The organism is Streptomyces sp. NPDC058464 (genome assembly GCF_042721035.1).
Classification (GTDB): domain Bacteria; phylum Actinomycetota; class Actinomycetes; order Streptomycetales; family Streptomycetaceae; genus Streptomyces.
Genome location: NZ_JBHXMA010000011.1, coordinates 215,982 through 229,302, shown reverse-complemented (window position 1 = coordinate 229,302; position 13,321 = coordinate 215,982). Strand labels below are relative to the sequence as shown.

Annotated in this window: 9 protein-coding genes and 1 pseudogene; 6 read left to right on the top strand and 4 right to left on the bottom strand. The window is 68.8% G+C overall.

The genetic code is table 11. From position 1 onward, the window contains the following. Window positions 1-5 precede the first annotated feature (5 nt). Together ACFWPQ_RS17675 and ACFWPQ_RS17670 are read right to left on the bottom strand one after the other, a co-directional pair. Entirely contained in the window at window positions 6-1,160 is a 1,155-nt protein-coding gene (locus ACFWPQ_RS17675) for a DUF3500 domain-containing protein (protein ID WP_384034890.1), read from the bottom strand. Between the two features lie 13 nt (window positions 1,161-1,173). Then, on the bottom strand, window positions 1,174-2,277 hold the full coding sequence (locus ACFWPQ_RS17670) for a zinc-binding dehydrogenase (protein ID WP_384034888.1): 1,104 nt from the start codon (window positions 2,275-2,277) through the stop codon (window positions 1,174-1,176). Window positions 2,278-2,527: 250 nt separating this feature from the next. Here ACFWPQ_RS17670 and ACFWPQ_RS17665 point away from each other — a divergent pair, with 250 nt between their 5' ends. From ACFWPQ_RS17665 to ACFWPQ_RS17655, 3 genes are read left to right on the top strand one after another with little or no spacing between them, the layout of a single operon-like run. Continuing rightward, window positions 2,528-3,313 (top strand): SDR family oxidoreductase, encoded by a 786-nt coding sequence (locus tag ACFWPQ_RS17665; protein WP_384034886.1) that lies wholly within the window; start codon window positions 2,528-2,530, stop codon window positions 3,311-3,313. A gap of 33 nt (window positions 3,314-3,346) precedes the next feature. Further along, window positions 3,347-4,282 carry a dihydrodipicolinate synthase family protein gene (locus ACFWPQ_RS17660; protein ID WP_384034883.1) on the top strand — a complete coding sequence of 312 codons (936 nt, stop codon included), beginning with the start codon at window positions 3,347-3,349 and terminating at the stop codon, window positions 4,280-4,282. Between the two features lie 35 nt (window positions 4,283-4,317). Then, window positions 4,318-5,223: a LysR family transcriptional regulator gene (locus ACFWPQ_RS17655; protein ID WP_384034880.1), complete on the top strand. Its 906-nt coding sequence runs from the start codon at window positions 4,318-4,320 to the stop codon at window positions 5,221-5,223. A gap of 231 nt (window positions 5,224-5,454) precedes the next feature. Here ACFWPQ_RS17655 and ACFWPQ_RS17650 read toward each other — a convergent pair whose 3' ends face one another. Next, window positions 5,455-6,075 (bottom strand): TetR/AcrR family transcriptional regulator, encoded by a 621-nt coding sequence (locus ACFWPQ_RS17650; protein ID WP_384034958.1) that lies wholly within the window; start codon window positions 6,073-6,075, stop codon window positions 5,455-5,457. 714 nt (window positions 6,076-6,789) lie between these two features. Between ACFWPQ_RS17650 and ACFWPQ_RS17645 the strand changes: the two genes are divergently transcribed. After that, complete coding sequence (locus ACFWPQ_RS17645; protein ID WP_384034877.1) at window positions 6,790-8,151, top strand: ferric reductase-like transmembrane domain-containing protein; 1,362 nt, start codon at window positions 6,790-6,792, stop codon at window positions 8,149-8,151. A gap of 170 nt (window positions 8,152-8,321) precedes the next feature. Here the strand turns inward: ACFWPQ_RS17645 and ACFWPQ_RS17640 are convergent. Next, a pseudogene (locus ACFWPQ_RS17640) lies at window positions 8,322-9,254 on the bottom strand (PP2C family protein-serine/threonine phosphatase); the annotation flags it as partial. Between the two features lie 185 nt (window positions 9,255-9,439). On the opposite strand from ACFWPQ_RS17640, the gene ACFWPQ_RS17635 reads away from it, so the two are divergent. Then, entirely contained in the window at window positions 9,440-10,894 is a 1,455-nt protein-coding gene (locus ACFWPQ_RS17635; protein WP_384034874.1) for a DUF1254 domain-containing protein, read from the top strand. 182 nt (window positions 10,895-11,076) lie between these two features. Then, complete coding sequence (locus ACFWPQ_RS17630) at window positions 11,077-13,311, top strand: MMPL family transporter (protein WP_384034871.1); 2,235 nt, start codon at window positions 11,077-11,079, stop codon at window positions 13,309-13,311. Window positions 13,312-13,321 lie beyond the last annotated feature (10 nt).

The following is a 13,321-nucleotide window of genomic DNA, read 5'->3' as shown; positions in this document are numbered from 1 at the left end:
ACGCCTCACTCGTGTGCGATGTGTGCCCGGTGTTCGGCCAGTACGTCCAGTCCGAAGTCGGAGGTCAGGTCACGCCACACCGAGTGGGCGTGGTTGGCGTATCGCTGGGTGTTGTCGTATTCGATGAGGATGCGGCGGTCCTGCACACGGTAGTAGTGCGGTTCCCCGGCGTCGGTGCTGCCCGCCCAGCCGAAGTGCACCGTGTCCAGGACGGTGTCGGTGGCGTAGTGGTTGTCGTAGGCGTTGGCGAGGAACTCGGGTGCCCGTCCGGTGTATTGGGTGACGAGCCGGTGCAGCAGGTGCCGCTGTTCTTCGTTCAGGTCGCGCCCGCCGATGCCTTTGGGGGGAATCGTGATGGCCACGCGTGCGTGGTCGCTCTCGGTGTATCCGCTGCCCGTTTCCGCCCGGCGGTCGATGTCGTCGACGAGCCGGTCCAACTCGGGGTCTGTGAACCGGCCCCGCCAGAGGTCCTGCATGTGCATCATCGTGTCGCCGTGTTCGACGCGTGGACGGTTGCCGGAGACGATGTCGGAGACTGCGGACGGGTGGAGCAGGGCGCTCCGGAGTTGGCCCGCGTCCAGGCTGCGGGCCAGTTGACGCGCCGTGTCCTCGGCTCCCCGCAGGGGCCGCAGGGTGCTTCCGAGCAACTCGGTCGTGGCCGGGTCGGCGCCGATGAAGCAGGGGGTCGTGGAGACGAGGCGGCCGGCGACGACGAGGTTGTTGAGGGAGATGTGGTGGCCGCCGAACCGCCACGCCCAGACCCGGTCGCCGGGGCGGCCGAAGATCCTGAGCCAGTACAGGCCGGGGTCCCGCCCGCGCTGCCGGCCCCAGTGAACCCGCCACCCTTCCACCTGGTCCAGGACGTTCTCCAGTCCCATCACAGTGGTGACCGTGGCGTAGCCCGGGACGGACAGTCCGGTGGCCACCAGCCTCATGGCCAGGCTCTGCTGGCGGGCGTTCTGGTCCCGGATGGCGAGCCCGCCGTGTTCCGTGGGGGTGTAGAACCAGCGCAGCCGCTCGGCCTCCGCGTCCGGGTGGAGCGGGGAGCCGTAGGCGGCGAGCAGGAGTTGGTCTCCGCTCAGGCTGCTCAGCCAGGTGGCGGCGACGTCGGCCATGACAGCCGCCGCCTTCTCCCGTCCGGCCGTCAGGGTGTCGGGCACCGAGTCTTCGCGGTCACCGGGCACGGGCGGACTCCGGGTCCTCGGAGATGTCCAGCATGACCTTGATGGCGTTGCCGCGACGCTCGGCGTAGGTGTCGAACGCCGCGGCGACCTCGGACAGCCCGAAGTGGTGGGTGACCAGTTCCGCGGTGCGCAGCCTGCCGCGGGAGGCCAGGCCCACCGCACGGGCCACCGAACCCGTGCCCTCCCCGCGGACCGTCTGGATCGAGATGCCGTTCATCACAGCATGGTTCAGGTCGGCCAGTACGGGCTGTTCGAAGAAGCCGACGAGGACGACCTTCCCGGACCGCTTGGCCATGCGCAGGGCGTCGTCCACCGCGCTCGGGGCGCCCGAGCATTCCAGGACGATGTCGGCGCCGATCCCGTCGGTCGCCTCCCGGACCGCAGTGACGGCGTCCTCCGCACGGGAGTTGACGACCAGGTCGGCGCCGAAGGACTTGCCGATGGTCAGCCTCGCCTCCCGCGTGCCGGCCAAGGCGACGGTCCTGGCCCCGAGTTCACGTGCGACCTGCACCGCGAGCAGACCTATCGGTCCGGGGCCGATCACGGCGACCGTCGCACCGACGAGAAGGGTGCCGAGCACGTCGAAGGCGTGCATCACGGTGCCCACGGTGGTGAGGACGACCGCGGCGTCGAAGTCGACGGTGTCCGGCAGTCGGTGCAGGGTCGACACATGGTTGAGCGCGTACTCCGCGAAGCCGCCGTTGACGGTCATGCCCTGCACCCGGTGCCCGGTGTGCCGCAGGCCGTAGTTGAGGCAGTCCGTGTAGGCCCCGGCCAGGCAGTTGGCGCAGCGCATGCAGCCTCGATGGGCCTCCGTCACGACCCGGTCGCCGACACGGAGTTCGTGCACGGCGCCGCCCGCCGCGGCGACGACGCCGGCGTACTCGTGGCCGGGTACGAACTCGCCCGCGGCCGGTCCGCCGTCCTTGAAGAAGTGCCGGCTGCGGATCTTCAGGTCCGTTCCGCACAGGGACGCCCTGCGGACGTGCACCAGGACGTCTTCCGGTCCCACCCGCGGCACGGGCAGCGTCGTCACGGCGAGCGTGCCGGGCTCGCCCAGCACCGCGGCCCGCATGGTTTCCGGCAGGGACATAGGGGCCTCCAGTTACGGCCGTGAGCATGCGTCGGGAATCGACGGGCCGCGACGGCCCTTTTCCCCACCTCATCCTGCACGCCGGCAACGCCTATTTCCCACCCTCGGCGTATAGGGATCCCTTATGCGTCTCGCGGGGAATTCCTATTGGAGCCCCACCGCAACGTCATGGCAGTGTCATTCGGAAACGGCGGACATCGCCGACGGCCGTACGGCCCGGGAACGGGGCCACCGCCCAAGGAGCGAAACAGTGGATCTGGGGATTTCGGGCAAGACCGCACTGGTACTGGGCGCAGGCGGGGGCCTCGGCGGTGCCATCGCCCAGGCCCTCGCCGCGGAGGGGGCTGCTGTCGCCGTCGCGGACATCAGCCCACAAGCCGCTGAGCGCACCGCCCAGGAGGTGGTCGGCGCGGGCGGGAAGGCCTTGCCCCTGGAATGGGACCTCGCGGACCTGGGCGCGATCGACCAGCACATCACGGCAGTCGAAGGGGCTGTCGGCCCTGTGGACATCCTGGTCAACAACACGGGTGGACCGCCGCCCTCGCCGGTCGGGGGGCAGGACCCGGAGGTCTGGCTGAAGCACTTCCAGTCCATGGTGCTGTCGGTCATCGCGATCACGGACAGGGTCGTACCGGCGATGCGGAGCCGGGGCTGGGGCAGGATCATCACCAGCGCCAGCTCGGGCGTGATCGCCCCCATCCCCGATCTGGGGCTGTCCAACGCCCTGCGTGGCAGCCTGCTGGGCTGGTCCAAGACGCTGGCCCGGGAAGTCGCGGCCGACGGTGTCACCTGCAACGTGATCGTTCCGGGACGGATCGGGACCCAGCGGATCAAGTTCCTCGACCAGGCCAAGGCCGAGCGGGAGGGCAAGTCCGTCGAGGAAACCTCCGCCGAGAGCGTCGCTTCGATCCCCGTGGGCCGCTACGGCGAACCGTGGGAATACGCCGCTGCCGTCGCATTCCTCGCAAGCACCCGGGCCTCTTACATCACGGGCTCGGTTATTCGTGTCGACGGCGGACTCATCGCGAGCCTCTGAACACGAGACCGGACTTCTGAGGAGGCGGAACGAATGTCAGCACTGAACCGCGACACCCATGGTGTTTTTGCCATCGCACCGACGCCCTTCGACGAGGAGGGCGCGATCGACTTCGAATCGCTCAGCCGGCTCATCGATTTCTACGGCGCCTCCGGCGTCACCGGGCTGACCCTGCTGGGACAGATGGGTGAAGCCCCCAAGCTGTCCCACGAGGAGAGCGTGCGCATCGTCCAGCACGTCATCAAGCGCACTGACCTGCCGATCGTCGTGGGCGTCTCGGCCCCCGGTTACGCCGCCATGCGAGCCCTCACGGCCGAGGTCATGTCAGCCGGCGCCGACGGCGTCATGATCGCCCCGCCGAACACCCTGCGCACCGATGACCAGATCGTGGGCTACTACGAGGGAGCGTCCAGTGCCATCGGCGAGGACGTGCCGTTCGTGATCCAGGACTATCCACTGTCGTTCTCCGTCGTCATGTCCCCTGCCGTCATCGCCCGCATCGCGAGCGCCGCGCCAGGGTGCGTGATGCTCAAGCACGAGGACTGGCCGGGCCTGGAGAAAATCAGTGCACTCCGGCAGCTCGAAGCCGACGCAGCGATGCCCCGCCTGTCGATCCTGTGCGGGAACGGCGGCCTCTTCCTGGACTTCGAGACAGAGCGCGGAGCCGACGGGGCGATGACGGGCTACTGCGTGCCCGAACTCCTCGTCGACGTGGTGCGCCACACCACGGCCGGCGACCGCGACGCCGCCCATGACGTCTTCGACGCCCACCTGCCCCTGCTGCGCTATGAGCAGCAGCCGGGCGTCGGTCTGGCCGTGCGCAAGTACGTGATGAAGCGCCGCGGAATCCTGGCGTCCGACACCCAGCGCAGGCCCGGGGCGGCGCTGTCGGCGCGCGCCCGCACAGAGGTCGACTACCTGCTGGCGCGGCTGGCCCGCAAGGACAGCAGGGTCGTGGTCACGGCGTGAGGGACGGGCAGCCCCCTGTCGAGTAGCTTGATCGGATGCAGCTACGTCAGCTGGAGTACTTCCTCGCGGTCTGGGAGGCGGGCTCCTTCAGCGGGGCGGCCGCGCGGCTCTATGTCACGCAGCCCTCGCTCTCCCAGCAGATCGGGGCTCTGGAGAAGGAGCTGGGTGCGGTTCTGCTGGAACGCGGCCGGCAGGGAGTGACGCTGACCCCCGCCGGGCGGGTGTTTCTGCCCCGGGCGCAGGACGTCGTCCGCGCTGTCCAGGACGCCCAGGAGTCGGTACGCGAGGTGGTGGAGGGCCGTAAGGGGGACGTCCATGTCCTGACCGTGCGGTCTGTCGCCTCGGGCATTCTGCCGCCCTCCGCGGCACGCTGGCACTCGACGTACCCCTCCGCCGTGCTGCGCCTGCACGACTACTCCCACCGACGCGACCTCCAAGAGGCCATGCGCGGCGGCCACGGCGACATCGCCGTCGGCCCACGGCCCGACCCGTGGGAAGGGCCGGTCGTCTCCCTCGGATACGAGGAGATGGTGGTGACCGGTTCCGCGGAGTACCCGGCGCAGACCTCGGCCGACCCGGCCGAACTGGCCGTCGCCGACTGGGTGCTCTACGAGCAGGAACAGGGCATGAGCGAGGTCGTGGACCGCATGGCCCGCCACTTCGGGTTCACCCCGCGTGCCGTGGCCCGTACCGGCCAGGTCTCGGCGGCGCTCCTGTTCGCGGTCGAGGGGATCGGCATGACGGTGACACCGGAGAACGCGGTACCGCTGCGCTGGTCGCGCCACACCCGGCGGATCGGGCCCGGCCTCTTCCGCGAACTGGTGGTGTACAGCAGGAAGCTCCCCTCCCAACTGGCCGCACGCTACCGGGACATGCTCACCTCACTGGAGCTGCCGCTGACCGCGGAGCAGGACCTGCCCGAAGGAGCGCTCCGCTTCTAGCCGTATCCCTTCCGATCCTGCACTTCGGTGCCCCGTGGGACTCGGGCTGGAACGCGCGGTGATCGCTTCCGCGACCTCGATCGTCCTCGGCCTCCTCATCGGAGCTCTGGGCACGCGCGCGTACGACCGCAAGGGGCCGGCCAGGAAACACACTCCTGCCGCATCGGAACAGTGATCGACGGCCTGCCAGGGGAGGGCGGACAGCCCGGCAGACTCGTCGAGCCGGGGCGGTCAGACGTCGTCGTGCAGTTGCGCGAGCCCACTGAGGAGGAGTTCGAGGCCGAAGGAGAACTCGTCCTCGATCGGCACCGGCAGCGAGCCGGCCACGGTCAGGGTCGCCGGGTACAGCGACTGATCCACGCTTCGGAAGACGGCGGACATCTGGGCGTCGTCGAGTTGTCCTGTGCCACCTTGCCCGGTGGTCTGAATGGCGAACCCAAGGACGTAACGGGCCAGGGTCGCGTATGCATGGGCGGCCACTCGCGGCGGGAAACCGCTGTCGAGCAGCACCGCGACGCAGTCCTCGCGCAGCGCCATCGCGTTCGGGCCGACGGGGATCTGCTCCACCATCAGGCGCGCCGCATACCGGTGGCGACCCAGGGCGTCGAACATGGTGTGTGCGACCGTCCGCAGCGCCTGTTGCCAGCCCGCCGCGAAAAGTTCCCCGCGGTCCAACTGAACGGCACCGAACACGCGGTCCACGACATGGGCCACCAGCGCTGCCCGGTTGTCGAAGTGCCGGTACAGCGTCGCCGTACCCGAGCCCAAGCGCTGCGCCAGCGTCCGCATCGACAGGGCTTCCGCACCCTCTTCATCCACGATCCGCAGCGCGGTGGCGACGATCCGCTCCAGCGGTACGGGCGGACGGCCTCGAGAACGCCGCCCTGATGACTCGCCTGCTTGCGTTCCAGCACCTGCTCCCACGAAACGTGCCACCTCCTCGGCGAGCACGATAACAGCAACGCTGTATCCGGTATGTGGTCTGGGCGGCCGACGCCGCCCCGTCCGATCAGCTCCGGTTCTCGAGTCCCGTGGGGGCCAGGTCCGCGACGAACACCGCATGACAGGTGACGCATGCGACATCGGGAGGATCTTCCGAGCCCGTGAGGCGGGGCAGGCCGATCAGGCTGAAGAGCGCAGTGCCGTCGTGAGCGACGAGGAAGCGCAAGGAGCGTACGGGCTCAATTATTCGGGGGCCGTAGCGTGACTGCTACGGGGCGGCGCCGGCGCCCGGTCGGCAGAGTGGGCACCGGGACGGCCCCGGGGCGCTCTGCGTGCGCCGGTGGGCCGTCACCCTCCGTCGCGATGTGGCCTGCGGCGGGCGACTGGCGCACCCCCGATGCGCGACCGGCCTTCGTGGTGCTGCGCACCTGCTTGACGTGAACGCTTATATCGGTAACGCTGTGGCCATTAAAGTAAGCGAGTCCGCCCCGCCCGGCTCCAGCCACGTCGTGACGGACGGGTCTTCGGCTCGATGCTCCGAGGCACGCCATGCACGCCGATGTCGCCCGCCCGGCGGGCTGCGGGGCCTCACCTCGGCGGGACTCCGGTATCCGAGAGGCGACCATGCCCTTCCTGCTCATCATGGCTTTCTACGCCGTCCGGATCTCCCGGGCTCCCGTGGACGTGCGTCTGAAAAAGGGCCACGCCGGTCCACTGGCTGTGGCGGCCGGCGGAGTGATCCTCTATCTGGCCTGGGACCGGCTGCGCCCCGATGGCATCAACACCCTCTATTGCGCCGGGGAATTCCCCGGCGTCGCCGCCGCCTACCTGATGTCGTGCACCTTGGTGCTCGCCACCCGGCTGCCGTGGCTGGAGCCGTGGTTCGGCGGCCTGGACCGCATGTACTTCTGGCACAAGCGGTACGCGCTGCTCTCCATGCTCCTGCTCACCCCTCACATCCTCCTCCACCTCCTGTTCGCCGGGCGCGCGTACAAGGACGTCGACGCTCACGAGGCAGCTCAGTTCGTCGGGGTCGGGCACCTGCTCGGCGCGGGCGCAGCCATCGGTCTGCTCGCACTCGTCCTCATCTCCCTGGGCCAGGTCGGCCGGGTCCTGCGGCTGCCCTACGAGCGCTGGCTGCTCCTGCACCGGTTCACCGGCCTGCTGCTCCTGGCCGCCTTCGTCCATGGGTGGATCCTGGACCTCGTCATCGGAGGTTCCCCGCCCCTCCTGGCCGTCTACGTGCTGATATGCCTCACTGGCATCGCCGCCTACGCGTACGACGAACTGGTGCTGCGCCGCAGGGAGCCCCGGGCTGATTACACCGTCGGCCACGTCGACCGCCCCACCTCCGACGTCATCGACCTCACGCTCATCCCCGTCAACGCGAAGAAGCTGTCGCTGACGGGCGGCCAATTCGTCTACCTGCGCCTCGGAGGCCGCCGCACGTGGCGCGAACATCCCTTCAGCGTGGCCGGAGTTCACCCCGACGGTACGGTGCGCCTCACCATCCGGTCGCTCGGCCGTGACACCCGCAGTATCTACGACGACGTACGTGAAGGGCTGCCCGCGACCCTCAATGGCCCATACGGCATGTTCGACCATACTCTCGGCGGACAGCGCCAGATCTGGATAGCCGGTGGCATCGGCATCGCCCCGTTCCTCGGCTGGCTCACCCACTCCAGCAACACTCTGCCCAGCGCCGACCTCTTCTACTGCGCTCCCGACGCGGAGGCCGCACCGTTCCTGCCGGAACTCACCGCAACCGCCGGGCGTCTGCCCCATCTGCGACTCCACCCGACCTTCAGTCGAACCCACGGCCGCCTGACCGCCGACCGTATCCAGGCAGCGGCCGGCCCGCTCACTCCTGACCTGCACGTCTTCCTCTGCGGCCCTGCGGCCATGGTTGAAGAACTCAGCCGCGACCTCCACCGCCAGGGCATTCCCCGGGAGCGCATGCACGCCGAGCACTTCTCCTTCCGCTGATACTCGGGCGGCGGTCCGCTGCTGGTGATCATTGGCCTCGAGCGGTTTCGGCTCCGGCACAGGCGAGACGTTCTGCCCATGGCTGCTCTGCCTTGCTCCAACGAGGCCGGCGCCCGGGCGAGGACATCCGCCAGCAGCGCCAGCCCGGCGTCCACGTCACGGGTGAGACTTTCGCTGAGGCCGTCCGTGTACAGGACCAGCAGACTGCCTTCCGCTGCTTCGAACTGGGCTGTCTCGAAAAGCCGCCCGCCCAGCCCCAGAGGCGGGCCGATCGGAAGCTCCGGGAAGACGACCGCACGTGCCGCCGCGCCGACACTGGCTGTCGCGGGAGAGACCAGGGCCGGCAACGGATGTCCGGCGCTGGCCACGGAGCACAGGCGGGAGACCGGGTCATAGACCGTGTACAGGCAGGTGGCGCTCATCTCGTCCGAACCCCGCGTCTCCTCGCGCTGGAGCCGGATCACCACGTCGTCCAGGTGGGTCAGCAGCTCATCGGGCATGAGATCGATGTCCGCGAGGGTGCGCACGGCCGTCCGTAGCCGGCCCATGGTGGCGCAGGCGTGCAGGCCCCGGCCGACCACGTCGCCGACGACGAGTGCGACACGGGCCCCGGAGAGCGGGATCACGTCGTACCAGTCGCCGCCCACGCCGGACTCGGCGGGCAGGTAACGGAAGGCCGTCCCGACCGCGCGCCGTTCCGCCACCCGCTCCGGCAGCAGGCTGCGCTGGAGGGTGAGGGCGGTTTCACGCACGCGGGTGTAGCGCTCGGCGTTGTCGAGGTGGATCGCGGCTCGCGAGACGATCTCCTGGGCCAGGAACAGTTCCTCCTCGTCGAAGGCGGTGGTGGTGTGGTGCCGGAAGAACTGCACCAGGCCGAGTGGCTTACCACGGGCCCGCACCGGCACCAGCAGCATCGAATGGACGCCGAAAGCACGCAGGGCCTCCTGCTGGACCGTGGACTGCGCCATCCACTGCGGGACCTGTGCGGCGGTGATGCTGTACCGGATGGGCTGTCCGGTGGCCAGCACGCGGCCGGGCTGGTTCTGCGCTTGGCCATCACCTGATGCGATATCACCACTGTTGTATCTGGAGGACTTTGACATGACGTCACAATTTCGAACGCATTAACGGGCCTTGCTGCTGCGGTACCGCATACCCGGTGATATTTCGGTACGCCGGTACCAGTGACACGTTCAAGATCGCCCATAGCTTCAAGGGCGAGCCGGACAGAGGCAGTTTGGCGGCCTCCACGCGTTCCGGAACGGTGAACGAGAAGGACCGATCACACGTGAGAACCAGAGGGATCCGGCGTCGCAGCGTGCTGCTGGCCGGTATGGGTGTCGCCGCGGGCACTGTGACGCAGTTGCCCGCCAAGGCGATGGCGGCGACATCCGACAGTGGTACGACGACACACGACGATCAGATCTACAACGACCTCTACGAAGCCTTCCTGTTCGGATACACCCTGGTGGCGTTCGAGATCGGGATGCTGCCCCGGACGAACTACGCCGAGGCCGGTTACGACGGCGCGCCGATCAACCAGATCAAACTGGCCAAGAGCCTGGAGGACGACGGACTGACCAACGGGCCCAACCTGGAGACGGTCTACGGAAACGCCACGCTCGACCTGAAGGCCGAGCCGCTCATCCTCAGCAAGCCCGAAGTGGAGGCGAACCGGTACTTCGGCCTGCTGCTGACCAGCAGCCGCGGAGAGGTCATGCCACCGCTCGGCACCCAGGGCGTCGGAGGCCAGGCGGCCACCACCTACGCGCTGGTGGGCCCCGGCTTCACAGGAGACCTTCCGGACGGCCTGACACGCGTGGACTGCCCCACCGATCTCACGCTCCTGATGATCCGGATCCGGGAGTTCACCGACGTCGACAACGACTACGCGACCGTCGACGCCCTCCAGAGGAAACTCGACATCCGTCCGCTGTCGGCCTACGGAGACGCGGACTACGTGCCCCCGGCCGGCACCGTCGACCCCAGCAACGACTACGACCCGTACGCCAAGAAGGCGAGCATCACACTCGTCGACTTCTTCAACACCTACAACCGGCTCACGGCGGACAACCCCGTGGAGGACGCCTACAAGAACCTCGCGGCCGGATTCGAGAAGTACGGAATCGGCGCCGGCAAGACATTCACCCTGGACTGCTACGACGCCGCTCTGGCCGAAAGGCTGCAAACGATCCCGCAGGACTTCGAGACCAACTTCCCGCAGTACTTCGCGGAGTACTCCTACACGGAGGACGGCTGGATCACCGTCGACGGCGACGCTTTGGAGGCCGGAGGCGACTACCACGTCCGCAACACCTATTACTACTACCAGCCTCCGAGCGTGAATCCGCCCCAGGTGTTCAAGGGCTACGGCACGGTGACGGACTCCGACGGCAACACGCTGGACGGCGGCAGCACCTACCGGGTGCGGTTCGAGAAGGACTCGTTGCCCCCGTTCAAGACCGGGGGCTTCTGGTGCCTGATCGCGTACTGGGGCACGCAGATGAACATCCCGGAGAACTCGATCGGCCGGTACAAGCTGGACGACCTGTCGCCGCTGGAGGTCAACGAGGACGGCACCACGGACATCTACCTCCAGCCGGACGCCCCCACCGGCACACCCGAGAGCAACTGGCTGCCGACGGCGAACGGAAGCTTCCTGTACGTCCTGCGTATCTACGCCCCGGACGACAGCGCGCTGTCGGGTGACTGGAAGCCGCCGCGCCTGGAGAAGATCGGCTGAGTCGTCCGCGAGGGTCCCCGAGAGGGAGGAGGCCGTAGTACCTGGGTACTACGGCCTCCGTCGTTGCTCGGTCCTCCCGTGCCGTCGAAGCGGTCAGAACCGCTCCTAGCGTGAGCTCAGGGCCAGGCAGAGCGGCCGGCCCTCCCCTCCGCACCCCTCACCCCATCCCTGTGGGAGTTCCCGTGGCCACGTTCCTTTACCGGCTGGGCCGGCTCGCTTTCCGGCGACGCCGACTGGTCGCCCTGCTGTGGATCGTCGTGATGGCGGCCATCGGTGTCGGCACCGCCGACTCGTCCGGCAGTTCCAACGACAGCTTCACCATTCCCGGCAGCCAGTCCCAGAAGGCCCTTGACCTGCTGGACCAGGAGTTCCCGCAGGCCTCGGCCTCCGGGGCGACCGCGCGGGTCGTCTTCGAGGCCCCGGATGGGCAGAAGCTCACGGCCAGCGCGAACAAGACCGAGGTCGAGAGTCTCGTCGCCGACCTGAAGAAGGCTCCCCAGGTCGCGAGTGTCGTCGACCCGTACACCGGGGGAGCCGTCAGCAAGGACGGGACGATCGCGTACGCCTCGGTGACGTTCAAGGTCGCCCAGGCCGACGTCAGCGACGCGGCCAAGGACGCCCTGCACGCCGTGGCGGCCAAGGGCGACAAGGCCGGTCTGTCGGTGAGCATGGGAGGCAACGCTGTCAAGGAGAAGGCGGGCGGCGGCGCCTCCGAGGCGATCGGGATCATCGTCGCGGCGCTCGTCCTGGTGATCACGTTCGGTTCGCTGGCCGCGGCCGGGCTGCCGCTGCTGACCGCGCTGTTCGGGGTCGGCCTGGCGATGCTGTCGATCACCATCGCGACCGGCCTGTGGCACCTGAGCTCCTCCGCCCCCACCCTCGCCGTGATGCTGGGCCTGGCGGTCGCCATCGACTACGCCCTGTTCATCGTCTCCCGCTACCGCAGCGAACTCGCCGACGGTCGCGACCACGAAGAGGCCGCCGGGCGGGCCTTGGGGACCGCCGGTTCCGCGGTGGTGTTCGCCGGTCTGACCGTCATCATCGCGCTGGCCGGACTGAGCATCATCGGCATCCGGATGATGGCCGACATCGGCCTGTCCGCCGCGTTCGCGGTGGCGATCGCGGTCCTCATCGCGCTGACCCTGCTGCCCGCGATGCTGGGCTTCGCCGGGAAGCGGATCTCGAAGGGGAAGCTCAAGACCCGCCGGATGAAGCGGCTGGAGCGCGGCCAGGGCCAGGCGCTCGGCGTCCGCTGGGCGCGGTTCGTCACCCGCAACCCGGTGAAGATGCTCGCCGTCTCCGCGGTCGGCCTGCTGGCCCTGGCCATTCCCGCCCTGTCGCTGGAGACGGCCATGCCCGACGACTCGACGGCCACCCCCGGCAGCAGCGCGCGAGTCGCCTACGACACCGTGACCAAGGGCTTCGGCGACGGCTACAACGGGCCGCTCACGGTCGTCGTCGACGCGGGAAGCGGCAGTGCCAAGAGCGCCGCCAAGGACGCCGTCACCCTCCTCGACAAAATGCCCGACGTCGCCTCCGTCGGCATCGCCGGCTACAACCAGTCCGGTGACGTCGCCCTGATCCGCGCCGTGCCGAAGAGCGCCCCGAGCAGCCAGGACACCATCGACCTGGTCAACGACATCCGCGACCAGGGCACCGCGTACACGAAGGACACCGGCGCCGAGATGATGGTGACCGGAACGACCGCCCTGAACATCGACGTCTCCGCGAAGCTCTCCTCCGCCCTCGTGCCCTACCTCTGCGTGGTGGTGGGCCTGGCCCTGATCCTGCTGTTGCTGGTCTTCCGCTCGCTGCTGGTCCCGCTCAAGGCGGCGGGCGGCTTCCTGCTCAGCCTGTTCGCGACCCTCGGCGTCGTGGTCGCAGTCTTCCAGTGGGGCTGGTTCGCTGACGTGTTCGGCGTCGACCAGACGGCGCCGATCGTGAGCGTGCTGCCGATCTTCCTGGTCGGCGTGGTCTTCGGTCTCGCGATGGACTACGAGGTGTTCCTCGTCACCCGGATGCGGGAGGCGTACGTCCACGGGGCCGAGCCGAAGGAAGCGGTCGTCGCGGGCTTCAAGCACAGTGCCCGAGTGGTCACGGCCGCGGCGATCATCATGATCTCCGTGTTCGGCGGCTTCATCCTGGACGACTCCACGCTGATCCAGTCGATCGGTCTGGGCCTCGCCTCCGCCGTGCTCTTCGACGCCTTCGTCGTCCGCATGACCCTGGTGCCGGCCGTGATGACACTCCTCGCCCGCCGGGCCTGGACACTGCCCCGCTGGCTCGACCGCCTGCTGCCCAACGTGGACGTCGAGGGCGAGAGGCTCCAGCACCTGCTGGACGAGCCCGGAGCGGCTGACGGCGAGGCTGGCGGGCAACGCCAGCAGCTCTCGCCCGCGGCACCGGGCCGGAGCTGACCGGACGGCC